Annotated in this window: 21 protein-coding genes and 1 pseudogene; 14 read left to right on the plus strand and 8 right to left on the minus strand. The window is 74.0% G+C overall.

What is annotated here, in order from left to right; all coding sequences use genetic code 11:
* Window positions 1-4 precede the first annotated feature (4 nt).
* Complete coding sequence (gene miaA, locus D8M29_RS01855; protein WP_127445777.1) at window positions 5-943, plus strand: tRNA (adenosine(37)-N6)-dimethylallyltransferase MiaA; 939 nt, start codon at window positions 5-7, stop codon at window positions 941-943.
* A 9-nt stretch (window positions 944-952) separates the two neighbouring features.
* Window positions 953-1906 (plus strand): diaminopimelate epimerase, encoded by a 954-nt coding sequence (gene dapF / locus D8M29_RS01860; RefSeq protein ID WP_036336799.1) that lies wholly within the window; start codon window positions 953-955, stop codon window positions 1904-1906.
* Window positions 1907-1963: 57 nt separating this feature from the next.
* Here the strand turns inward: dapF and D8M29_RS01865 are convergent, their stop codons facing one another.
* Both D8M29_RS01865 and D8M29_RS01870 read right to left on the minus strand, forming a co-directional pair.
* Window positions 1964-2599 (minus strand): class I SAM-dependent methyltransferase, encoded by a 636-nt coding sequence (locus D8M29_RS01865; RefSeq protein WP_127435568.1) that lies wholly within the window; start codon window positions 2597-2599, stop codon window positions 1964-1966.
* 25 nt (window positions 2600-2624) lie between these two features.
* Entirely contained in the window at window positions 2625-3788 is a 1164-nt protein-coding gene (locus D8M29_RS01870; RefSeq protein WP_127445776.1) for an NAD(P)-binding domain-containing protein, read from the minus strand.
* A 444-nt stretch (window positions 3789-4232) separates the two neighbouring features.
* On the opposite strand from D8M29_RS01870, the gene hflX reads away from it, so the two are divergent.
* A complete protein-coding gene (gene hflX / locus D8M29_RS01875) occupies window positions 4233-5873 on the plus strand; it encodes a GTPase HflX (RefSeq protein ID WP_049147217.1) in 1641 nt (546 codons plus the stop codon).
* Complete coding sequence (locus tag D8M29_RS01880; RefSeq protein ID WP_036383346.1) at window positions 5870-7969, plus strand: ATP-dependent DNA helicase; 2100 nt, start codon at window positions 5870-5872, stop codon at window positions 7967-7969. The genes hflX and D8M29_RS01880 overlap by 4 nt, the downstream gene beginning before the upstream one ends.
* Before the next feature lie 43 nt (window positions 7970-8012).
* Here the strand turns inward: D8M29_RS01880 and lexA are convergent, their stop codons facing one another.
* Window positions 8013-8729 carry a transcriptional repressor LexA gene (gene lexA / locus D8M29_RS01885; RefSeq protein WP_020628152.1) on the minus strand — a complete coding sequence of 239 codons (717 nt, stop codon included), beginning with the start codon at window positions 8727-8729 and terminating at the stop codon, window positions 8013-8015.
* 291 nt (window positions 8730-9020) lie between these two features.
* Between lexA and D8M29_RS01890 the strand changes: the two genes are divergently transcribed.
* The 8 genes from D8M29_RS01890 (at window position 9021) to D8M29_RS01920 (ending at window position 15302) form a co-directional block, all read left to right on the plus strand.
* Window positions 9021-9395 carry a LysM peptidoglycan-binding domain-containing protein gene (locus D8M29_RS01890; protein WP_020628151.1) on the plus strand — a complete coding sequence of 125 codons (375 nt, stop codon included), beginning with the start codon at window positions 9021-9023 and terminating at the stop codon, window positions 9393-9395.
* A gap of 43 nt (window positions 9396-9438) precedes the next feature.
* The gene (locus tag D8M29_RS01895; protein WP_060973582.1) at window positions 9439-10560 is read left to right on the plus strand and encodes a histidinol-phosphate transaminase; all 1122 of its coding nucleotides are present in this window, start codon (window positions 9439-9441) and stop codon (window positions 10558-10560) included.
* A gap of 181 nt (window positions 10561-10741) precedes the next feature.
* Window positions 10742-11323 carry an imidazoleglycerol-phosphate dehydratase HisB gene (hisB, locus tag D8M29_RS01900; protein ID WP_152743305.1) on the plus strand — a complete coding sequence of 194 codons (582 nt, stop codon included), beginning with the start codon at window positions 10742-10744 and terminating at the stop codon, window positions 11321-11323.
* A complete protein-coding gene (hisH, locus tag D8M29_RS01905) occupies window positions 11323-11982 on the plus strand; it encodes an imidazole glycerol phosphate synthase subunit HisH (RefSeq protein ID WP_004167703.1) in 660 nt (219 codons plus the stop codon). Before hisB ends, hisH begins: the two co-directional genes overlap by 1 nt.
* Complete coding sequence (locus tag D8M29_RS13750; protein WP_004167696.1) at window positions 11982-12140, plus strand: hypothetical protein; 159 nt, start codon at window positions 11982-11984, stop codon at window positions 12138-12140. Before hisH ends, D8M29_RS13750 begins: the two co-directional genes overlap by 1 nt.
* A 32-nt stretch (window positions 12141-12172) precedes the next feature.
* Window positions 12173-12958 carry a bifunctional 1-(5-phosphoribosyl)-5-((5-phosphoribosylamino)methylideneamino)imidazole-4-carboxamide isomerase/phosphoribosylanthranilate isomerase PriA gene (gene priA, locus D8M29_RS01910; protein WP_020628149.1) on the plus strand — a complete coding sequence of 262 codons (786 nt, stop codon included), beginning with the start codon at window positions 12173-12175 and terminating at the stop codon, window positions 12956-12958.
* The gene (locus D8M29_RS01915; RefSeq protein WP_060973580.1) at window positions 12955-13956 is read left to right on the plus strand and encodes an SseB family protein; all 1002 of its coding nucleotides are present in this window, start codon (window positions 12955-12957) and stop codon (window positions 13954-13956) included. Before priA ends, D8M29_RS01915 begins: the two co-directional genes overlap by 4 nt.
* Before the next feature lie 122 nt (window positions 13957-14078).
* Window positions 14079-15302: a trypsin-like serine protease gene (locus D8M29_RS01920; protein ID WP_238693313.1), complete on the plus strand. Its 1224-nt coding sequence runs from the start codon at window positions 14079-14081 to the stop codon at window positions 15300-15302.
* Between the two features lie 105 nt (window positions 15303-15407).
* On the opposite strand, the gene D8M29_RS01925 is transcribed toward D8M29_RS01920, so the two are convergent.
* From D8M29_RS01925 to D8M29_RS01935, 3 genes are read right to left on the minus strand one after another with little or no spacing between them, the layout of a single operon-like run.
* The gene (locus tag D8M29_RS01925; protein WP_228070444.1) at window positions 15408-15950 is read right to left on the minus strand and encodes a MarR family winged helix-turn-helix transcriptional regulator; all 543 of its coding nucleotides are present in this window, start codon (window positions 15948-15950) and stop codon (window positions 15408-15410) included.
* Window positions 15922-16611, minus strand: coding sequence for an FMN reductase (locus D8M29_RS01930; protein WP_127435282.1), 690 nt, complete (start codon window positions 16609-16611; stop codon window positions 15922-15924). The genes D8M29_RS01925 and D8M29_RS01930 overlap by 29 nt, the downstream gene beginning before the upstream one ends.
* Entirely contained in the window at window positions 16608-17798 is a 1191-nt protein-coding gene (locus tag D8M29_RS01935; protein WP_127435283.1) for an LLM class flavin-dependent oxidoreductase, read from the minus strand. Before D8M29_RS01935 ends, D8M29_RS01930 begins: the two co-directional genes overlap by 4 nt.
* Window positions 17799-17939: 141 nt before the next feature.
* Between D8M29_RS01935 and D8M29_RS01940 the strand changes: the two genes are divergently transcribed.
* Both D8M29_RS01940 and D8M29_RS01945 read left to right on the plus strand, forming a co-directional pair.
* Entirely contained in the window at window positions 17940-18521 is a 582-nt protein-coding gene (locus tag D8M29_RS01940) for an LURP-one-related/scramblase family protein (protein ID WP_036339093.1), read from the plus strand.
* 71 nt (window positions 18522-18592) lie between these two features.
* Window positions 18593-19996: an MFS transporter gene (locus D8M29_RS01945; RefSeq protein WP_036339096.1), complete on the plus strand. Its 1404-nt coding sequence runs from the start codon at window positions 18593-18595 to the stop codon at window positions 19994-19996.
* 19 nt (window positions 19997-20015) lie between these two features.
* On the opposite strand, the gene D8M29_RS01950 is transcribed toward D8M29_RS01945, so the two are convergent.
* Both D8M29_RS01950 and D8M29_RS13575 read right to left on the minus strand, forming a co-directional pair.
* A complete protein-coding gene (locus tag D8M29_RS01950) occupies window positions 20016-20594 on the minus strand; it encodes a dienelactone hydrolase family protein (RefSeq protein WP_036339098.1) in 579 nt (192 codons plus the stop codon).
* Between the two features lie 578 nt (window positions 20595-21172).
* Window positions 21173-21580 (minus strand): annotated as a pseudogene (locus tag D8M29_RS13575) (cell division protein FtsK); the annotation flags it as partial.

A 21580-nucleotide genomic window follows, 5' to 3' on the forward strand; every position in this document is an offset into this window, starting at 1 on the left:
TCTGATGTCCGCCGCCGCGGCCCGGCCGCCCGTCGTCGCCGTCGTCGGGGCGACGGCGACGGGCAAGTCCGCCCTCGCCGTCGCCCTGGCGCACGCGCTGGACGGCGAGGTGGTCAACGGGGACGCCCTGCAGTTCTACCGGGGGATGGACGTGGGCACGGCGAAGGTCACCCAGGCTGAACGCGAGGGCGTCCCGCACCATCAGCTGGACGTGCTCGACGTCGGCCAGGAGGCCTCGGTGGCGGCCTTCCAGTCCGCGGCCCGCGACCTGTTCGACCAGATCCGCGCGCGGGGTCGGACCCCGATCCTCGTGGGTGGCTCCGGGCTGTACGTGCGGGCGGCGCTGGACGTGCTCGAGTTCCCGCCCACGGACCCGGCGCTGCGGGCCGAGCTGGAGGCGCGCGCGCAGCGGGAGGGCCTGGCCGGGCTGAGGGCCGAGCTGGCCGCCCTGGACCCGGTCTCGGCGGAGCGGCTGCAGGACGCCCGCCGCATCGTGCGCGCGCTGGAGGTGTGCCGGCTGACGGGCCGCCCGTTCTCCGCGTTCATGCCGGAGCGCACGTACGCCCCGGAGGTCGCCCCCGTGGTGCAGCTCGGCCTGCGCCTGGACCGGGCCGAGCTGCACCGGCGGATCGCGGCCCGGGTGGAGCGCATGCTGGCCGAGGGCCTGCTGGACGAGGTCCGCCGCCTTGACGTCCCCGGGCCGGACGGGCTGCGGCAGGGACCGACCGCGTCCCGCGCGATCGGCTACGCCCAGATGCTCGCCGTCCTCGACGGCGAGCTCACCGAGGGGGAGGCGGCCGGGCAGGCCGTCGTGGCCACGCGCCGGTTCGCCCGACGCCAGGAGACCTGGTTCCGGGCCGACCCGCGCGTCGTCTGGCTCGACGCGCAGGGCGAGGACGTCGTGGCGGAGGCGCTCGCCGTCGTCGCCGGGGGCGCCACCTAGACTGGGCCCATGACAGAGCAGCCCGCGGCGCCCGCCGCCCAGGACCCCCTCCACGCGAGCGCGCCGCGCGTGCCGTTCACGAAGGGCCATGGCACGGGCAACGACTTCGTGCTGATCGCCGACCCGGACGGCAACACGCAGCTCGACGCCCAGCGCGTCGCACGGCTGGCTGACCGGCACCGGGGGATCGGCGCCGACGGCGTCATCCGCGCCGTGCGGTCCGCGCGCCTGCCGGAGGGTGCGGCGCTGCTCGCCGAGCACCCCGAGGCCGAGTGGTTCATGGACTACCGCAACGGCGACGGCTCGATCGCCGAGATGTGCGGCAACGGGGTGCGCGTCTTCGTGCACTTCCTGGTCGAGAAGGGCCTCGTGGACCTGGCCCCCGGCCGGTCGATCACCATCGGCACGCGCGCCGGTGTGAAGGCCGTGACCCGGCTCGAGCACGGCTACGCGATCGACATGGGCCCCTGGTCCTACCTCGACCCCGAGCTGGCGGAGGAGGCGGCGTCGGACTCGATGGTCCTCGCCCACGGCCTCACCGATCCGCGTCCGGCGCTGAGCGTGTCGCTGGGCAACCCCCACACCGTGGTCCCGCTGGCCTCCTTCGCCGACCTGCAGGGTCTGGACCTGGGCCGCGCCCCCGAGGTGGACCCGGCTCCGCCGCACGGCACGAACGTCGAGTTCGTGGCCGCGCACGAGCCGCTCGTGCGCGAGGGCGTCGGCCGCGTGCGGATGCGCGTGCACGAGCGCGGGGTGGGCGAGACCCAGTCCTGCGGGACGGGCGCGTGCGCGGCGGCTGTGGCGATGCGCGCGTGGTCGGGCGACCAGGGCTCGGACTCGTGGCTCGTCGAGGTGCCCGGCGGCGTGCTGGCCGTCGACGTCGTGCCGGGCCCGGAGGGGGCCGAGCACGTGGTCCTCTCGGGCCCGGCCGAGCTGGTCTTCGACGGCGAACTCACCGCCTGACCGCTTTCGTTCGGGAAACGGCGGGTCACGAACCGCTGTCGTTCGGGAAACGGCGCCTCAGCGCGCCCGCGCCACCCGCAGGATCCGGAAGCCCTTGATGCTGTCCGCCCGCTCGGCGGTGAACCGGCCGGGCGCGCGCTCCTCGAGCATCCGGTCGATCCACGGCAGCAGCGAGTCCGCGCCGAGGTTCTTCTGCACCACCAGCCAGGCCTCGCCGCCGGGGGCCAGGCGTGGCAGCCACCGCTCCAGCAGGGCGTGCAGTGCCGGCTTGCCGATCCGGATGGGCGGGTTGGACCAGATGAGGTCGAACTCCGCGCCCTCGGGGACGTCCTCCGGCCGCAGTGCCACGACGTTGCCGAGGCCCAGCGCTGCGGCGTTGTCGCGGGTCAGCTGCAGGGAGCGGTCGTTGACCTCGACGGCGGTCACCTCCGCCTCGGGCGACCGCAGCGCCAGCGTGAGGGCCATCGGTCCCCAGCCCGCGCCGACGTCGAGGAACCGGCCCGTCGCCGGCGGTGCGGGCACGGCCGAGAACAGGGCCGCGGTGCCCTTGTCCAGACCGTCCGGGGAGAAGATCCCGTTGGCCGTCTGGACCTCGACGTCGCGGCCGGCCAGGCGTGTCCGCAGGGTGCGGCGCCGCTCGGGCGCGGAGGGGTCGGCGTCGAAGTAGTGGGATGCGGAGCTCACGGCGACCATGGTAGCCAGCGGGTCGTCGCGGCCCTCAGCCCGACGCCGGCCCGGCCAGGTCCGCGAGGATCGCGCGCACGGCGTCGCGCCCGGCGCGGTTGGCCCCGACCGTGGACTGGGAGGGCCCGTAGCCGAGGAGGAACAGGCGCGGCTCGTCCAGGGCGCGCCCGCCCGCCACGCGGATGCCGCCGGCGGGCGTGCGCAGCCGCAGGGGAGCGAGGTGCCGGATCGCCGGCCGGAAGCCGGTGGCCCAGAGGATCACGTCCGCCGGTTCGAACGAGCCGTCGGGCATCCGCACCCCGTCCGGCTCGACGGCCGTGAACATGGGGTGGCGCACCAGCACGCCTCGTGACTCGGCCTCGCGCACCCAGGACGAGCGGTGCATCCCGGTCGCCCCGACCACGGAGCCCGGCGGCAGGCCCGCACGGGTCCGTTCGTCCACCCCGCGCACCGACTCGGCCAGGGCGCCGGGTGCGGCCGAGTCCTGCCACCGCGGTTCGCGGCGGGTCACCCACAGGGTGTCCGCGACCGTGGAGATCTCGGCCAGCAGCTGCGTCGCCGAGACGCCCATGCCCACGATCACCACCCGCTGCCCGGCGAACTCGTCCTTGGACACGTAGTCACGGGTGTGCAGCTGCCGGCCGCGGAACGAGCGCATCCCGGGCACCGAGGGCCACCGTGGGGACGTCCAGGTGCCGGTCGCGTTGACCACGAAGTCCGCCCGCCACGTGCCCGACGCCCCGTCCGTGCGGACGAAGAACCCGCGCGCACGTCCCGGCTCGCCGATCCGCTCGACGCGCCTCACACGCACGGGCCGCCGGATCGGCAGGGCGAACCGTGCCTCGTAATCGGCGAAGTAGGCCGGCAGCAGGGTGTTGGCGTGCGCGGCCGGGTCGGCCGGCGGCACCGGGTCGCCGGGCAGCTCGTGGATGTGGTTGACGGTGGCCATCGTGAGCGAGTCCCAGCGGTGCTGCCACGCGCCGCCCGGGGCGGTCTCCGCGTCGAGCACCACGAACGTGCCGGGGGCGTCGTCGGGGACGCCGGCGGCGCCGTCGTCGTTCGGACCCAGCCCCACGAAACCGCGGCGGCGCAGGTGGTAGGCGGCGGACAGCCCCGCCTGGCCCGCGCCGATCACGACGACGGTCGCCCGGCCCGTCCGGCCGGGCCGCGGCGGGGCGGGGGAGGGGGACGCGGTCATGCCCGCAGGATACGTGCGCGTCGTCAGCGGACCGGGCGCCGGGGCCCCTGTCGCCCACACGCGCCGCCCGGTACACTCGACGCCCATGTGGATCTTCCTGCGCTGACGCCCCCGCGTCACTGCCCGCCCCCGCCCCCTCGCGCGCCCGCCTCGGATGAGGCCGTCGAGCGCGCCCCGGCACCTGATGGAGATCCCACCATGGACGATGTGGTCCGTCCCTGCACGCCCGCCGACGAGACCTCGTGGCTGCGGTGCCGCGTGCTCACCTTCCCCATGCCGACGGAGCCGCCGCGAGATCGTCGCAGCGCGGCGCCGACCTCCGCCTAACCGGCCGTGCGCGTCACCCGCCACGTCCGCCCCCTGCGGACAGCCGCCTAACGCGTCCGCCGACCCCTCTACCCTGAGACGATCGGGTCGCCCGACCGCGGCGGCCCAGAGGAGACCATGACTGAGAAGAACCAGCACACCCCCGGCCCCCAGGGCGCCCACGGCTCCGAGGACGAGATCCAGGCCGTGATCGACCGCATCCTGGCCGCCGATGACGCTCGCCGCGCCTCCGAGCGCGAGGCGACCGGGCGCGGCTCCGCGGACAGTGTGGTCGCGGACCACGAGGACGCCCCCGACGCCGGCACCCCGGACCGCTCCGGCGCGCTCGCGGGCCGTGCACTCGCCCTGGACGAGGGCGAGGACGGGCACACGGACGCCGACGGTGACCAGGACGAGCTCGCCGCGCGCCACTCCCTCAAGCGCGTGCAGGGTCTGTCCACCGAGCTCGAGGACATGACCGAGGTCGAGTACCGCCAGCTGCGCCTGGAGCGCGTGGTGCTGGCGGGCGTCTGGACCGAGGGCTCCGCGGAGGATGCGGAGAACTCCCTGCGGGAGCTCGCCGCGCTCGCCGAGACCGCGGGCTCGGAGGTGCTCGACGGCGTCATCCAGCGCCGCGCCACCCCGGACCCGGCCACGTTCCTCGGCAAGGGCAAGGCGCAGGAGCTCGCCGAGATCGTGGCGCTCTCCGGTGCGGACACCGTGGTGGTGGACTCCGAGCTCGCCCCGTCTCAGCGTCGCGCGCTGGAGGACGTGGTGCGGGTGAAGGTGATCGACCGGACCGCGCTGATCCTGGACATCTTCGCCCAGCACGCGAGCTCGCGTGAGGGCCGCGCCCAGGTCGAGCTCGCGCAGCTCGAGTACCTGCTGCCGCGCCTGCGCGGCTGGGGCGAGTCCATGTCCCGGCAGGCCGGCGGCCGTGCCGCCGCCGGCGAGGGCATCGGCTCCCGTGGACCCGGTGAGACCAAGATCGAGCTGGACCGCCGCCGCATCCGCACCCGCATGGCGAAGCTGCGCCGGGACATCGCCGGGATGAAGCCGGCCCGGGAGGCCAAGCGCGCCAACCGTCGTCGCAACCGGGTGCCGTCCGTGGCGATCGCCGGGTACACCAACGCCGGGAAGTCGTCCCTGCTCAACCGCCTCACCCACGCCGGGGTGCTCGTGGAGAACGCCCTGTTCGCCACGCTGGACCCCACCGTGCGCAAGGCCATGACGCCGGACGGCATCGGCTACACCCTCTCGGACACGGTCGGCTTCGTGCGGAACCTGCCCACGCAGCTGGTCGAGGCGTTCCGCTCCACCCTCGAGGAGGTCGCGGACGCGGACGTCATCCTGCACGTCGTGGACGGCTCGCACCCGGACCCCGAGGGCCAGATCGCCGCGGTGCGCTCCGTGTTCGCGGAGGTGCACGCGCACCGGATCCCCGAGATCATCGTGCTGAACAAGGCGGACGCCGCGGACCCGGCCGTCATCGCCCGGATCCGGGCCAAGGAGCCCCACGCCGTGGTGGTCTCGGCGCGCACCGGCGAGGGCATCGACGAGCTCGAGCGCGCCATCGCGGCCACCATCCCGCGGCCGGACGTGCGGCTCGAACTGCTGATCCCGTTCACCCGGGGTGAGCTGGTCTCCCGCCTCCACTCGGCGGACGCGGAGATCCTGGCCGAGGGCTACGAGGAGGGCGGCACCCGCCTGTCCGTGCTGGTCCGTGAGGACATCGCGCCGGACTTCGCCGAGTTCGTCGTGGAGGCGGACGCGTTGTGAGCGGCGGGGCGGAGGAAGTCGGGGCAGGCGGCGCGCAGCCCCGCACGGAGCACGAGCGCGAGGCACTGCGCCTGCTGGACGCCGCGGTGCAGGCCACCGGCGGCCAGCACCGCGCGGGCCAGCGGGAGATGGTGCTGCAGGTGGCGCGCGCCCTCGAGTCGCGCCGCCACCTGCTCGTGCAGGCCGGCACCGGCACCGGCAAGTCCCTGGCCTACCTGATCCCCGCGATCCAGCACGCGATGACGCAGGAGGACCCCGTCGTCGTCGCCACGGCCACGCTCGCCCTGCAGGCCCAGATCATGAAGCGGGACGCCCCCCGGCTGGTCGAGGCGCTCAAGGACGAGCTGCCTCGCGAGCCCGTCGTCGCCCTGGTCAAGGGCCGCTCCAACTACCTCTGTCGCCACAAGGTGGACGGCGGCTACCCCGGGGATGAGGGCGAGGAGGCCCTCTTCACGGTCGCCGACGACGGCGGGGTGATCGGCTCCGCCACGGACGGCGCCGCCGGGCCCTCCTCCCTGTTGGGCAAGGAGGTCATGTACCTGCGGGCGTGGGCGGACCAGACCGAGACCGGGGACCGCGACGACCTCGAGGTCCCCGTCACCGACCGCGCGTGGCGGCAGGTCTCCGTCACCGCGGTCGACTGCCTCGGCGCGTCCCGCTGCCCCCAGGCCGAGGAGTGCTTCTCCGAGCGTGCCCGCGCGGACGCGGCGGACGCGGACGTCGTGGTCACCAACCACGCGATGCTCGCCATCAGCGCCTTCGAGGGCCTCGCGGTGCTGCCGGCGTACTCGGCCGTCGTCGTGGACGAGGCCCACGAGCTGCAGGACCGGGTGACCGGTGCGGTCACCGGGCAGCTGTCCGGGTCGATCGTGCACGGCGCGGCCACCTCGCTGCGCCGCCACACCACCGTGGCCGTGGAGGACCTGATCGAGGCCGGGGCGGCCCTGGACCGCGCGTTCACGGACACTCCGTCCGGTCTGATCGCCGCGGGCCCGGACGAGGTCCAGGAGCAGGCCCTCACCGGCGTCCTCACGGCCGCGCGCCAGTGCCTGTCCGACCTCGGCCAGGACAAGGACAAGGAGGCCGACGCCGACGGCGGACGGCAGATGGCGCGCTCGCGGATCCTCGAGGTCCTCGAGGTGGTGGAGCGCATGCTCGCGGCCCGGCCCGAGGCCGACTTCCCCGAGGTGCTGTGGGCCACCCGCCCCGGCCACTTCGAGCCCGGCGTGGGCTGGCAGCCGGGGGACGAGACCGACCCGCCCCAGCTCTACGTGGCCCCGCTCTCGGTGGCCGGCAAGCTGCGGGAGGGCCTGTTCGGCAAGGCGACGACGGTGCTCACCTCCGCCACGCTCACCGTGGGCTCGGGGGAGCGCCGGTTCGACTCGGTGGCCGGCGACGTGGGCCTGGCCGGCCCGGACGCCCCGAAGTTCGAGGCCCTCGACGTCGGCAGCCCCTTCGACTACCCGCGTCAGGGGGTGCTCTACGTGGCCCGGCACCTGCCCCGGCCCGGCCGGACGGCCTCGCCCGAGTCCCTGGATGAGCTCGAGGCGCTCCTGAGGGCGTCGCGGGGCGGGGCCCTCGGCCTGTTCTCCTCGCGCCGGGCGGCCGAGGACGCCGCCGCCGAGATGCGCCGTCGGCTCGGGCCGAAGACCACGATCCTGTGCCAGGGGGACGCGACCCTCTCCGCCCTCGTGCGCCAGTTCTCCGAGGAGCCGGACACGTCCCTGTTCGGGACCATGAGCCTGTGGCAGGGCGTGGACGTGCCGGGGAACTCGCTGCGGCTCGTGGTGATCGACCGCATCCCGTTCCCGCGGCCGGACGACCCGCTCTCCCAGGCCCGCACCCGGGACGTCGCCCGGCACGGCGGCAACGGGTTCATGCGGATCTCCGCCACGCATGCGGCCGTGCGCATGGCCCAGGGCGCCGGGCGCCTCGTGCGCTCCGTGACGGACCGCGGCGTGGTGGCCGTGCTGGACCCCCGCCTGGCCACCGAGCGGTACGGCGGCTACATCACGAGCGCCCTGCCGGACTTCTGGCGCACCACGGACCGCGACGTCGTCCGCGGGGTGCTGGCACGGCTCGCCTCGGGCGATTGACCTCGCTCGGCCTCGGGCCGTCGGCCCGGCCGGAGGGAGCGGGTCAGAGTGAGCGCAGGACCGTGACGACCCGCCCCATCACGGTGGCGTGATCGCCGAGGATGGGCTCGTAGGCCGTGTTCTGGGGGAGGAGCCAGGTGTGCCCGTCGCGGCGGCGGAAGGTCTTCACGGTGGCCTCGTCGTCGAGGAGGGCCGCGACGATGTCGCCATTCTCCGCCGTGTCCTGCCGGCGCACCACCACCCAGTCGCCGTCGCAGATCGCGGCGTCCACCATCGAGTCGCCCGTGACGCGCAGCATGAACAGCTCGCCCTCGCCCGTGAGGCGTCGCGGGATCGCCATGACGTCCTCGACCTGCTGCTCAGCCAGGACCGGGCCGCCCGCCGCGATGCGGCCGACCCAGGGGACCGGCACGCTGTCCGCCTCGTCTGCGCCGGTGTGCCACGCGGGGATCGCGGAGACCCGCGACGACGGCGCAGCGGTGGGGGAGGCGGCCTCGCCCAGCGGGGTGCCGTCCACGTCGAGCAGCACCTCGAGGGCACGCGGGCGTCCGGGGTCGCGCCGGATGTAGCCGTGCCGCTCGAGACGGCCCAGCTGGTGCGTGACGGAGGAGAGCGAGGCCAGGCCCGCGGCGTCGCCGATCTCGCGCATGGAGGGCGGGTAGCCGTGGTCGGCGATCGCGTCCCGGATGGTCTGCACGATCCGCCGCTGGCGGTCGGTGAGCGGCGCGCGCGCCGCCGGCTGATCGTCGGTGGTGCTCATGGCTGCCGTCCGTTCTCCCGGGGTGATGGTGGCCGGACTCGTGTTCCGGCGTCCGGCTGCCGTCCGGACGCTTACCGTGTCCGCCCCCGCTGGTTGCCTGTGTCTTGGCGGTCCCGGGGCGTTCCGGGGCGTCCGTGCATGGCCTCGAGCCTAGAGGAGAGCCGCCTCTCCTTCAAAGATATGTTCGATCTCGTCGTGGCATGTCTCGAACACCTGTGCTAGAAAGGCATTCGAACGGATTCGAACACATGTTCGATCACCTGGAGGGCATCCGCCCCGGAGGAGGACACCATGACGCTCACCACCGCCCAGTTCGCCGGCTCGCCCGCGACGGCGCGGCCGCGTCCGGCCACCATCCGTCTGACCCGCCGCGGCCGCCTCGTGCTGCGGGGGATCCCCGTGATCGCCGCGGCCGTGGCCGCCACGCTGGCGGCCGCCTTCTTCCTGGGTGTGCTGCTGTCGCCCGCCGCGGTGTCCGCGGACACCGCGGGGCCCGCCACCCAGTCCGTCACGGTCATGCCCGGGGACAGCCTGTGGACCATCGCCACCACGGTGGCTCCGGAGGCGGACGTCTACGAGGTGATCGCCACGATCGACGAGCTCAACGGGCTCGAGGGCCGGGCCCCCGCGCCGGGCGAGGAGCTGTTCGTCCCGGCCACGCGGTGACGCACGGCGGGCCTCGCCCTCCACGCTTCCTAGACTGGCGGCCATGACCGACCTCAGCTCTCTGCCCCTGCGTGAGAACCTCCGCGGCCTGAGCCCCTACGGCGCCCCCCAGCTGGACGTGCCGTACATGCTCAACACCAACGAGAACACGCATCCGGTGCCGGAGGAGGTCGCCGCCGCCATCGCCGAGCGGGTCGCGGCCGTCGCCGGGGGGCTGAACCGCTACCCGGACCGCGAGTTCACGGGGCTGCGACGTGCGCTCGCCGGCTACCTCGGCCACGGCCTCACGGCGGACCACGTGTGGGCCGGCAACGGCTCCAACGAGATCCTGCAGCAGATCCTCCAGGCCTTCGGCGGCCCCGGGCGGACACTGCTGAGCTTCCTGCCCTCGTACTCCATGTACCCGCTGCTGGCCGGCGGCACGGACACCGTGTTCGTGGACGGCGGCCGTGCCGAAGACCACACCCTCAGCGCCGAGCACGCGGCGGCCATGGTGCGGGAGCACCGTCCGCACGTCGTCTTCCTGGCCTCGCCCAACAACCCGACGGGCACCGCCCTGGACCTGGCGACCATCGAGGCCGTGTACGCCGCGCAGGCGCAGAACGAGGCCGCCGGCGGGCCCGGCGCCATGGTCGTCGTGGACGAGGCCTACGCGGAGTTCGCCCTCGCCGGCACCCGCTCCGCCCTCACCCTCCTGCCCGGCCGTGAGCGGCTGATCGTCACGCGCACCATGTCCAAGGCGTTCGCCCTGGCCGGCGCGCGCCTGGGCTACCTGGCCGCGGACCCCGCCGTCGCCGACGCCCTGCGCCTGGTGCGCCTGCCGTACCACCTCTCCGCGGTCACGCAGGCCACGGCGGAGGCCGCCCTCGATCACGTGGACGCGCTGCTGCGCACCGTGGAGGACATCAAGGCCCAGCGCGACCGCATCGTCTCCACCCTGCGCGGCCTGGGACTGAGGCCCTCGGTGTCCGACTCGAACTTCGTCTTCTTCGGTCACCTCGAGGACGCGTCCGACGTGTGGCGCCGCCTGCTCGACCGCGGCGTCCTCGTGCGGGACGTCGGCATCCCGCACCACCTGCGCGTCACCGCCGGCACCGAGGCGGAGACGACGGCGTTCCTCACCGCTCTCGCGGAGGTCCTCGGCGAGACCGGGGACCGGTCCTGAGGCGTCACCGGAGTCTCGGCGTCCGCCCGGCTCCCTAGGATAGGGACAGCGCGCGCGGCGCCCCGGCCCGCCGGCACCGGCCGCGCGCACCCGCATCCCCCCGCACCCGTCCCGGACCGGTGCGGACCCAGCCCGAGGAGGACCCGTGGCAGCCGAGTTGATCTCCGGACGCCGTGCGCGCATGACGCGCACCACGAGCGAGTCGGACGTGTACGTCGAGATGGATCTGGACGGCACCGGCCGCGCTGAGATCTCCACCACCGTGCCGTTCTACGACCACATGCTCACCGCGCTGTCCCGGCACTCCCAGATCGACCTGACGGTCCGTGCCACCGGGGACACGCACATCGACGTGCACCACACGGTCGAGGACGTCGCCATCACCCTGGGCGAGGTGCTCAAGACCGCGCTCGGGGACAAGTCCGGCATCCGCCGCTTCGGCGAGGCGTCCGTGCCGCTGGACGAGGCGCTGGCGCGCGCCGTCGTCGACGTCTCCGGCCGGCCGTACCTCGTGCACGAGGGCGAGCCCGAGGGCCAGCAGTACCACCTCATCGGCGGGCACTTCACCGGTTCCATGACCCGCCATGTGTTCGAGTCGATCACGTACCACGCGGCGATCTGCCTCCACATGGACGTCGTGCGAGGCCGGGATCCGCACCACATCGTCGAGGCGCAGTTCAAGGCCTTCGCCCGCGCCCTGCGCGCCGCCGTCGAGGACGACCCCCGCATGACCGGCGTGCCCTCCACCAAGGGCGCCCTCTGATGGCCCGCCCCACCACCGTCCCCGGCGTGCGGCCGCGCGTCGCCGTCCTGGACTACGGCTCGGGCAACGTGCACTCGGCGCTGCGTGCCGTGGAGCGGGCCGGCGCGGAGGTCGAGCTCACGCGCGATCCGCAGGCCGTGCAGGAGGCCGACGGGCTGCTCGTGCCCGGCGTCGGGGCGTACGCGTCCGTGATGCGGGCACTGACCGAGGTCGGCGGCACCCGCTGGATCGGCCGCCGCGTGGCCGGGGGCCGACCCGTCCTCGGCATCTGCGTGGGCCACCAGATCCTCTTCGACGCCGGCGTCGAGCACGGCGAGCGCACCGCAGGCATGGGGGAGTGGCCGGGTGTCGTCGCCGAGCTGCCCGCCGAGGTCCTGCCCCACATGGGCTGGAACACCGTCCGGCCGCCCGAGGGCAGCGCCCTCTTCGCGGGCATCGAGGACGAGCGGTTCTACTTCGTCCACTCCTACGGCGTGCTCGAATGGGAGTTCGACCAGACGATCTCCGCCATGCGTCCGCCCCAGGTCACCTGGGCGCACCACGGCGCGGACTTCATCGCCGCCGTGGAGAACGGCCCCCTGTCGGCCACGCAGTTCCACCCCGAGAAGTCCGGGGACGCCGGGCTGCAGCTGCTGCGCAACTGGCTGGAGACCCTCTGATGCCCTACTGGTCCGTCCTCTACCTCGCCCTCGGCGGGCTGCTGCTCGGCGCCGCCTGGTCCATGCGCACGCAGAAGGCGCCGCTGTGGGCCATCGTGATCGTCCTCGTGCTGGCCGGCATGGCCATCGCCGCCTCCTTCCTGACCGTCGGCGCCTGACCGCGCCGGCCGCCCCACCCGAGAGGAACCCCATGACCCCGAACGCCCCCGCCCTCGAGCTGCTGCCCGCCGTCGACGTCCAGGACGGCCAGGCCGTCCGCCTCGTCCAGGGCGAGGCCGGCAGCGCCACCTCGTACGGCGACCCGGTCACCGCCGCCCTGGACTGGCAGCGCGCCGGCGCGGAGTGGATCCACCTCGTGGACCTGGACGCGGCCTTCGGTCGCGGTGACAACCGCGAGGTCATGCGCCGTGTGGTGGAGGAGATCGGCGTGAAGATCGAGCTGTCCGGCGGCATCCGCGACGACGCCTCGCTCGAGAACGCCCTCGAGATGGGTGCGGCGCGCGTGAACCTGGGCACCGCCGCCCTCGAGGACCCGGACTGGACCGCGCGCGTCATCGAGCGCTTCGGCGACCGGGTGGCCGTGGGCCTCGACGTGCGCGGCACCACGCTCGCCGCCCGCGGCTGGACCAAGGAGGGCGGCGACCTCTGGGAGGTGCTCGCCCGCCTCGAGGATGCCGGCTGCGCCCGCTACGTGGTCACCGACGTCACGAAGGACGGCACGCTCAAGGGGCCGAACACGGAGCTGCTCGCCCAGGTCTGCGCGAAGACCGCGAAGCCGGTCGTCGCCTCGGGCGGCATCTCCTCCCTCGAGGACGTTGCCGCGCTCGCGGCCATGACCGGCCAGGGCGTCGAGGGCGCGATCATGGGCAAGGCGCTGTACGCCGGCCGCTTCAGCCTGGAGCAGGCGCTGGCCGTCGCCGGCGGCGCCACGGTGGAGCAGGCGCGCTCCGAGCAGCCCGGCCCGGTCGCCCCGTGACGGGCTCGCACGACGACGGCGGCCTGGCCCGCGGCGACGGGCTCGGTCCGATCGACGAGACGGTCGCGGTGCCGCATCCGGCGGCCCGGGAGCTGCCGGGGCACATCCGGGCCGCACTCGACCGCATGCGGGAGAAGACCGCGGGCGAGAACACCGCGGACACCGCGGGCATCCCGTGGCAGGGCCGCGACCTCTCCGGCCCCGGCGTGGACGGCTCCGCGAACCCGTTGCACGTGTTCGACGAGGACGACGGCACCAGCCCGGCCGAGTGGACCGCCGTCATGGCGGCCCTGACGGACGGCTCCGCCGGTGAGCGGGAGGTGACGGAGGTGCTCGCGCGCATCCGCGTGTTCGCCGCCGTCGTGCCCACCCTCGCCGGGGACGAGGACGACGTCCACGACCACGCCGACCACACCGGCCACGAGCACGACGTCGCGGCGCACGGGGACAAGGCCGCGGACGTGGCCCTCGTGACCATGCGCGCGCCGGACGGCCGGCAGGCGCTGCCGGTGTTCACGAACGTGCCCGCGCTGACGGCGTGGAACCCGGTCGCCCGACCCGTGGCCGTGTGGCTGCCGCGTGCCTGCCTGTCCGCCGTGGACGAGGGCTGTGAGCTCGTCGTCATCGACGCCGGCGCCGAGCACACGTACGTGGTGCGACGCCCGGCCGTGTGGTCGCTCGCCCAGCAGAGGGAGTGGACCCCCGCCTATCGGGACCAGGAGATCGCGGACGAGATCGCCGAGATCGCCGACCTGGTCCCGAACCTGTTGAACCTGGGCCTCGCACCCGGGTCGGGGGTGGCCACACACACGGGTTCCGGCGCGGTGATGAACGGAGGCGGGGCCGGGCCCGAGCTGCAGATCGTCGCGATGCCCACCCGGGACGCCGACGCGGCCGGGGTGCGCCTGATGACGGCCACGCTCAAGACCCTCCTGGCAGACCTGCCGCTGCTGGCCGAGCGGGCCGACTCCGTGGAGATCACGGTCCGCCGACCCTGATCGGTCGCCCGGCCTGTCCGGTACCGTTGAGGGGGAGGGGAGGGCCCGTGGTGGCCCCACCCCATCCTGGAGGCCGTGCGCCGCGCGCCGGCCCCATGCCTCCCATCCTCCGAGGAGTACCCATGAGAACCAGAACCTTGACCGGCGTCGCCACCGCGGCGCTGGGCGCGGTGGTGGTGGCCGGTGCCGGCCCCGCCCTCGCGCAGACCACGCTCACCCAGGGCTCGGCGATCACCGCGCCGGCCGGGGCGTGCAGCCTGACCATCGTCGACGACGCCACCGCCTACACCGCGGCCCACTGTGGTGCGGGCCAGTGGCAGATCGGCTCGACCGTCCGCGACGCTGACGGCACCGCGATCGGCACCGTCTCGGCACTGCCCGGCGATTCGGGCGTGGACGCGGTCCGCGTGGCCCTGGCCGACGACGTCGACGTCGTGGGCGACTGGTCCACGCGGCCGGCCTCGTCCATCGGTGTGGGCGAGACCGTCTACACCCACGGCTCGTCCGTGCCGCTGGGCGCGCCGAACACCGTGTCCCACACGCAGACCTTCGAGGCCGCCACGGTCTGCGACGACGCGTACGCGGATCAGGTTGCCCTCGACACCGCCTCGACCTACGCCGGCGACTCGGGCGGGGCCGTCTATGACGCCCAGCAGCGGGTGGTCGGGGTCATCTCGGGCATCGCCCCGGTGACCTTCGACGCCGAGGGCAACGTGGTGGGCTGCGACGCCCAGGCGATGTCCTCGATCATGGTCCCGGTCGAGTCCCTCGACGCGCTGGACGCCTCCGCGGCGCCCGCCGCCGAGACCGCCGCGGCCGCGGAGACCGCTCCGGCCGCCGAGACCGCCCCGGCGATCGCCGACGTCGCGGGCCCCGTGGCCGACGGGGACCGCCCCGCCGTCGGCGAGCCTGCCCTGGCCGAGGCCGGGCGGCCCGCGTTCACCCCGGCCGAGGAGGAGGCCACCGCGGCCGAGCTCAAGGCCCGCGCCGAGACCGCCGCGGAGGAGGCCGCCGAGGCGGCCCCCGCTGCTGAGGCCCCGGCCGCTGAGGCCGCCGCGCCGGGCGTGACCGACGTCGTGGCCGCGCCCGCCGAGGGTGTCGCCTACGGCACCCAGGTGGTCGCGCAGACGGATCAGGGCGGCTTCGCCTCCGTCACCGTCACGGCCTACGACGCCGACGGCACGGTCCTGGGCCAGGAGGGCCTGGACCTCACCGGCGAGTACCGCGCCTGGCTGCCCGTGCCGGCCGAGGTGCCCGCGGGCGGCTCCGTGGTGGTGACCGTGGTCGACGCCGCCGGCGCCGCCACGGACGCCACCGTGACCCTGGGCGGTCAGCTGGTCGGCTGATCGATTCCGCCCCGAACGACACGACGGGGCCCGGTGATCCCGCACGGATCACCGGGCCTCGTCATGTCCCGGGGCCGGGGCGACCCCGGCCAGGTGGGGACGTGGTCAGCACAGCCCCTCGAGCCGCCGCCCCAGGCGGGAGAAGATCCGGGTGAGGGACTCCGCCTCGCCCGGCGCCAGGTCGCCGAGGAAGAGCTCGTCCACCTGCCGGGCGTGCTCGATCGCGGCGCGCCGGAAGGCGGACCGGCCCTCGTCGGTGAGGACGGCCTCGAAGCCCCGCCGGTCACAGGCCACCGGGCGGCGGTCGATCAGGCCGCGGGCCACGAGCGTCTTCACCTGGTAGGTGATACGCGACGGGGAGAAGACCATCCGGGACGCCAGCTCTCCCAGCCGGAGCCGGCCGTCGGGGGACTCGTAGAGGAGCAGCAGCAGGTTGTAGTCGGCCAGCGACATGCCGCAGTCCTGCTTCAGGCGGCGCTCCAGCACCTCCGTGAGCATCTGGGTGGCCTCGAAGTAGGCGCGCCAGGCGCGCTTGGGCGGGTCCACCGGGCGGTGCGCCTCCGAGGCGGAGCCGAACCAGCCGCCGTCGGGCTCCGCCGCCGCGTCCTGCGCGGCGGGCTCAGGGGCCGGGGTTGAGGAGCTGCTCAAAGGGGGTCACCTCCAGGTCGATGTCCGCGGGCGCGGCGGCGCGTGCCCGCGGGGGGCGGTTCAGGGTGATCTCGGCCAGGTCGCGTCCGGCGGCCCGGATGCGGGACTGCAGCGGGTCGGTCCGCATCGAGGTCTGCACGCCGGCCGCCTCGCCCCAGTCGTCCGAGGCCGCGAAGACCGCGGTCGGCACGATGCGGGCCTTGAGGTAGGCGAACAGCGGCCGCATGGCGGTGTCGATCATGAGCGAGTGGCGGGCGGTGCCGCCGGTGGCGCCGAGGAGCACGGGCACGCCGACGACGGACGTCGGCTCCGCGAGGTCCCAGAAGGACTTGAACAGGCCCGAGTAGGAGGCCTTGTACGTGGGCGAGACCGCGATGACAGCGTCGGCCTGGGCGACCTCGTCCAGGGCGGCGCGCAGGGCCGGGGAGATGGCGAAGGTCACCAGGGCCTGCGCGATGTCCACGGCGAGCTCCCGCAGCGTGATCAGGTGGATCTGCGGGACCACGCCGTGCTCGGAGAGCGCCGCCGAGGCGGACTCCGCCATGCGTTCGGCGAGCATGCGGGTCTGGGACGGGTCCCCGGACCCGCCGGAGACCACGGCGAGGTGCCGGGCCTGCGGCGTGAACGGGGCGGAGGCATCGGGGGCGCCGGGGGTGGTCACTGCGCGGCACCGCCCTTCGCGGCATCGGCGGTGGCGCGCTGCTCGGCGGCCGCCGCGCGGTCGAGCTGGGCCTGCGATCCCTCCTTGCCGCCGGGCACGGGAGCCTCGCCGCGGCGGGCGCGTGCCACGAGGAACTCGTGGGTCTGGGCCGCCGGGACGTCGTCCGGCTTCAGAGCGTCGAACTCCTTGCGCAGCACGGGCAGGACCTCCTCGCCGAAGAGGTCGATCTGCCGCAGGACGGTGTCCGTGGGCAGGCCGGCGTGGTCGATGAGGAACATCTGACGCTGGTAGTCGCCCACCCAGTCGCGGAACGTGAGCGTGCGCTCGATGACCTGCTGCGGCGAGCCGACCGTCAGGGGCGTCATCCTCGAGAAGTCCTCGAGGGACGGGCCGTGGCCGTAGACCGGCGCGTTGTCGAAGTAGGGGCGGAACTCCGCCACGGCGTCCTGCGAGTTCTTCGCCATGTAGGCCTGGCCGCCCAGGGCCACGTACGCCTGATGGGCCTTGCCGTGGCCGTAGTACTCGTAGCGCTGGCGGTACAGGCGCACCATCTGGATGACGTGCTCCTTGTTCCAGAAGATGTTGTTGTGGAAGTAGCCGTCGCCGTAGTAGGCGGCCTGCTCGGCGATCTCGGGGGAGCGGATGGAGCCGTGCCACACGAAGGGGGCGACGCCGTCCAGGGGCTGCGGGGTGAGGGTGAAGTCCTGCAGCGGGGTGCGGTGGTTGCCGCTCCAGTCCACGGTCTCCTCATGCCACAGGCGGTAGAGGAGGTTGTAGTTCTCCACGGCGAGTTGGATGCCCTGGCGGATGTCCTTGCCGAACCACGGGTACACGGGGCCGGTGTTGCCGCGGCCCATCGTCAGGTCCACGCGACCGTCGGCGAGGTGCTGCAGGTACGCGTAGTCCTCGGCCAGACGCACCGGGTCCATGGTGGTGATCAGGGTCGTCGCCGTGGAGAGCTGGAGGGTCTCGGTCTGCGCGGCCAGGTAGGCCAGCAGCGTGGGCGGGTTGCCCGGGGCCACGAAGGGCGGGTTGTGGTGCTGGCCGGTCGCGAACACCTCGAAGCCCGCCTGCTCGGCGTGGCGGGCGATCTTGACGGTGTCCTTGATCCGCTGATGCTCGGTGGGGGCGGTCCCGTTCGTCGGATCGGCGGTGATGTCGCCGATCGTGAAGACGCCGAACTGCATGGTGTGCTCCTCAGTGTGCCCGGGGGCGGGTCTCACGGTGCCGGCCGCGCCGTCGCCGTGTTCTTCAAAAATGAACTATACCGCACAACGAGCCGCCCCGTCCTGAATATTCCGCAGGGCCCGACACGGCAGACTGGTCCCATGAGCCCCGCCTTCGACGCCGGTCGCCTCGCCCACACGGACGTCCTCATCCTGCAGCAGGTGACGAGCTTCCTGTCCAACGACATCCAGGTGACGGACCCGGACGGGCGCACCGTCGTCTCGGTGGTCACTACGGGCGGGGGCCTGGGCCGAATGCTGATGGGGAACCGCAGCTTCGACGTGGTCGACGGTGACGACGGCCGCGTGCTCTTCCGCCTCGCCGACCCGGCCACGTTCGGCCGCGACCGCTTCGCGATCCTGGACGCCGACGGGCTGCCCTTCGCCAACCTCGTCCGCCAGATCGCGTTCCTGCGGACGTCCGTGAACGTCGAGGTCGTGGACGGCACGTGCTTCGCGGTGACCGGCGACCTGTGGGACCACGACTACGCCATGACGGTGGGCCAGCAGCCGATCGCCCGCGTGACCGCGCGGTTCGGAGGCGTCATGAACGCCCTGGCCGGGCGCTCGCGGTACGAGATGCGCCTGGACCCCGGCATGCCGCCCGTGGTGCGCTGCGCCGTGCTCGGCACGGCCATCGCCCTCGACCTGATCCGGGCCAAGGACCGGCGCAGCAACGGCTGAGTCCGCCGAGCGCGCGGCCGTCTCGACGGCGCCTCCGGGGCGTGCCTTGACCCCTCCCGTAGGATTCGACGGTGGACTTCGGAGCGTACGGACGGCTGTTGCAGGACCCTCGGATCCGCCATCTGCTGGCGGTGGGGTTCATCGCCCGCTTCCCGCACACCGCGGCCGGGGTGATCCTCACCCTGCACGTGGCGCTCACGCTGGGCCTGGGCTACGGCCAGGCCGGCCTGGCTGGGGCGGCGATGACGCTGGGCATCGCGGTGGGCTCGCCGTGGCGGGGCCGCGTGGTGGACGCGAAGGGGCTGCGCCGTGCACTGCTGCCCTCCGTGATCGCGGAGGCCGTGATCTGGCCGATCGTCCCGTGGCTGCCGTTCTGGCCGATGCTCCTGGCCGTGTTCCTGGGCGGCGTGTTCTCACTGCCGATCTTCTCCGTCGTCCGGCAGGGACTCGGCGTGCTCACCCACGGCAAGGACCGGCAGACGGCGTTTGCCCTGGACTCCATCGTCACGGAGACGATCTTCATGATGGGCCCGGCGCTGGGCGCCGTCGTCGCGGCCACGTGGTCGAGTGCCCTCGGCCTGACCATCGTCGGCCTCTCCAGCGCGCTGGGCGGCATCCTGCTGATGTGGTTCAACCCGCCGACACGGTCGAGTCAGCTGGCCGTCGTCGGACCGGCGACCGAGGATCCCTACACCGAGGAGCAGGACCGTCAGGAGGCGATCGCCCAGGCGGTGACCGCCGCGCCCATGCACGTGGAGATGGCCGCCCCCAGCCTGGCGACCGGTGCGCTGCCGGCCATCACGGAGGCCATCCCCCTGGTCACCGGGTCGCTGCCCGTCATCGCCGCGGACGGCTCCGGGCCGACGACGGCGCCGCGCCGGGCCCGGGCCGAGCGGCTGCGGCAGTGGCGGCGGACCCACTTCTCCTGGGTCGGGCCGGAGGTGCTCGGTGTGCTCGTGGTGTCGATGGCGGCCGGGATCGTCATGGTCGGCACCGAGGTCTCGATGGTGGCCGAGCTGGAGTCGCAGGGCGCCGCGGCGTCGGTGGGTCTGGTGTACGCGTTCTGGTGCGGCGCCTCCGCCGTGGGCGGGCTCTTCTATGGGGCCTGGGGCCGCCAGGTGCACCCGTACCTGCTGATGGCGCTGTTCGCCGTGGCGACGGTGCCGCTCGCGCTCGTGGACGGGGTGTGGGCGCTCGCGCTGGCCTCGATCCCCTCGGGTCTGCTGACGGCGCCGACCCTGGCCTCGGCCTCGTCCCGGCTCTCGCACCTCGTGGTGGAGGAGCGGCGCGGCGAGGCGATGGGCTTCTACGGCTCGGCCATGACCGCCGGCGCCGCCATGGGCGCCCCGCTGGCCGGCGTGTTCATCGACGGCGTCGCCCCGTCCGCGGGCTACGTGTTCGCGGCGGCCGCGGGCTTCGTGCTCGTGCTGCTGGCCGCCCTGGCGACGGTGATGCGCGGGCGGCGTCCCGCCTGAGCCGGACCCGCTCCGCGCGTCAGGCCAGGAGCTCGTGGATGCGGCGGACCAGCACGGCGGTGAGGTCCGCGTCGAAGTCCGCGGTGGAGGAGTCCATGAACAGGTGCCGGTCCGTGTCGTACTCGAAGAGGTCGGCGGGGCGGTCCGGGTGCTCGGCGGTGGCCGCGTAGGAGCGGGCGGTCTCGAGGTCGCCCTCGAGGGCCCAGGGGTCGCGGGTGCCGAGGTGGATCTGCAGGGCGGTGTGGGGCTGCCAGAGCGGGGCGTAGGCGTCGAGGGCCAGGACGCCGGCCATGGCGATGCACGCGCGGAAGCCGGGGACCACCTGGGCGGCACGCCAGGCGGGCATCACGCCCATGCTGATGCCCGCGACGACGGAGGCCTCCTGGTGCTCGGCACACGCCCGCATGCCGCGTCGGCCGATCTCCTCGAAGCCGAGGTGCTGGGCGTGGGCGACACCCTCGTCCACGGTGGCGAACGTGCGGCCGTCGTAGAGGTCAGGGGTGTGGACGGTGTGACCGCCGCTGGCGATCTGTTCGGCGAGCGCGCGCACGCCGTCTGTGAGACCGAGGGCGTGGTGGAAGAGGACGATCTGCGCCATGGGTCAGAGCGTAGACCGCGGTGAGCGGCTGCCCCAGAGTGCGGGTGGGTGATCGGGGCGAAGAAGTGAGGTGGCTCGCGTCTGTCGCCACGGGTGAGTTGCCGCTCATTGCGTGGAGGGCAAGCGCAGTGTTTCTCCGACCGGTGCCCTGGGTTCTCGTTGCAGCGCTCCTCCCCGGGCGTGCTCTGCTGGGTGGGGGCGAGACTCGGGGACGCATGCTGTCGGTGCGGATGCGGAAAGGAGGCTCCTGCCCACCGGAGACTGCGCGAGCGAGCGGCGAGGAATCTTCTGCATGAGTGCCGAGGCACTCGTGCGAACGGTCACGGGGCTACTCGAGGCAGGACCGGACAGCAGCCTCCTCGCTTCATCCGTCTTGCGACCTTCGGGACGTCTTCGCCGGACGATGCGGCGTCCCCTTTGGACGGACGGCGACGAAGGGGCGCCCTGTCCGACTGCTCCTGGCGACCTCGACCACGGCATCCACGTTCGACGGAGGACGGGAGAACGTCTCGCCGGGTGGACGTCGGAGCTGAGTCCACCGTTCCGCTGCGGTCACACGGGAATCGCCGTCAGTGCGGTCACGCCGGGGCGGGAGACGCGAGCTGGCAGGGCATGCCGGGTTCGGGGACGGCGGGACTGATGTGCACGGCCCGCCCCGGCAGGGGCTCGACCTCGGTCAGCCGTGGCCAGATGAGCCGGTGCTCGGCGTTCGTCCCGGCCGGCACGAAGAAGCGGTGGGGCAGGTGCAGCAGCAGCCGGCCCGTCGCCAGCTCTCGGCCGCCGAACACCGCCAACCGCAGGCCGGCGGCGGTCGGACGGCCGAGCCAGTCGTGCACGTCCTCCTCGACCGTGCGGTAGGTGTCCCCGACGCGCAGGCCGGACCACGCGTTCCAGCCCGTGATCACCGCCGTGCCGCCGGCGGCCGCGAGCTCGCGCAGGCGGGCCAGGGCGGCCTCCCCGGCCCCCTCGACGTCCGGGGTCAGCAC

The organism is Micrococcus sp. HSID17227, assembly GCF_003989405.1.
Classification (GTDB): Bacteria; Actinomycetota; Actinomycetes; order Actinomycetales; family Micrococcaceae; genus Micrococcus; species Micrococcus luteus.

Bases quoted from the DNA above. Each gene is read 5' to 3' on its own strand.
- miaA (WP_127445777.1), top strand. From the start codon at position 5: ATGTCCGCCGCCGCGGCCCGGCCGCCCGTCGTCGCCGTCGTCGGGGCG.
- dapF (WP_036336799.1), top strand. From the start codon at position 953: ATGACAGAGCAGCCCGCGGCGCCCGCCGCCCAGGACCCCCTCCACGCG.
- D8M29_RS01865 (WP_127435568.1), bottom strand. From the start codon at position 2,599: ATGGTCGCCGTGAGCTCCGCATCCCACTACTTCGACGCCGACCCCTCC.
- D8M29_RS01870 (WP_127445776.1), bottom strand. From the start codon at position 3,788: ATGACCGCGTCCCCCTCCCCCGCCCCGCCGCGGCCCGGCCGGACGGGC.
- hflX (WP_049147217.1), top strand. From the start codon at position 4,233: ATGACTGAGAAGAACCAGCACACCCCCGGCCCCCAGGGCGCCCACGGC.
- lexA (WP_020628152.1), bottom strand. From the start codon at position 8,729: ATGAGCACCACCGACGATCAGCCGGCGGCGCGCGCGCCGCTCACCGAC.
- D8M29_RS01890 (WP_020628151.1), top strand. From the start codon at position 9,021: ATGACGCTCACCACCGCCCAGTTCGCCGGCTCGCCCGCGACGGCGCGG.
- D8M29_RS01895 (WP_060973582.1), top strand. From the start codon at position 9,439: ATGACCGACCTCAGCTCTCTGCCCCTGCGTGAGAACCTCCGCGGCCTG.
- hisB (WP_152743305.1), top strand. From the start codon at position 10,742: ATGACGCGCACCACGAGCGAGTCGGACGTGTACGTCGAGATGGATCTG.
- hisH (WP_004167703.1), top strand. From the start codon at position 11,323: ATGGCCCGCCCCACCACCGTCCCCGGCGTGCGGCCGCGCGTCGCCGTC.
- D8M29_RS13750 (WP_004167696.1), top strand. From the start codon at position 11,982: ATGCCCTACTGGTCCGTCCTCTACCTCGCCCTCGGCGGGCTGCTGCTC.
- priA (WP_020628149.1), top strand. From the start codon at position 12,173: ATGACCCCGAACGCCCCCGCCCTCGAGCTGCTGCCCGCCGTCGACGTC.
- D8M29_RS01920 (WP_238693313.1), top strand. From the start codon at position 14,079: ATGAGAACCAGAACCTTGACCGGCGTCGCCACCGCGGCGCTGGGCGCG.
- D8M29_RS01935 (WP_127435283.1), bottom strand. From the start codon at position 17,798: ATGCAGTTCGGCGTCTTCACGATCGGCGACATCACCGCCGATCCGACG.
- D8M29_RS01940 (WP_036339093.1), top strand. From the start codon at position 17,940: ATGAGCCCCGCCTTCGACGCCGGTCGCCTCGCCCACACGGACGTCCTC.
- D8M29_RS01950 (WP_036339098.1), bottom strand. From the start codon at position 20,594: ATGGCGCAGATCGTCCTCTTCCACCACGCCCTCGGTCTCACAGACGGC.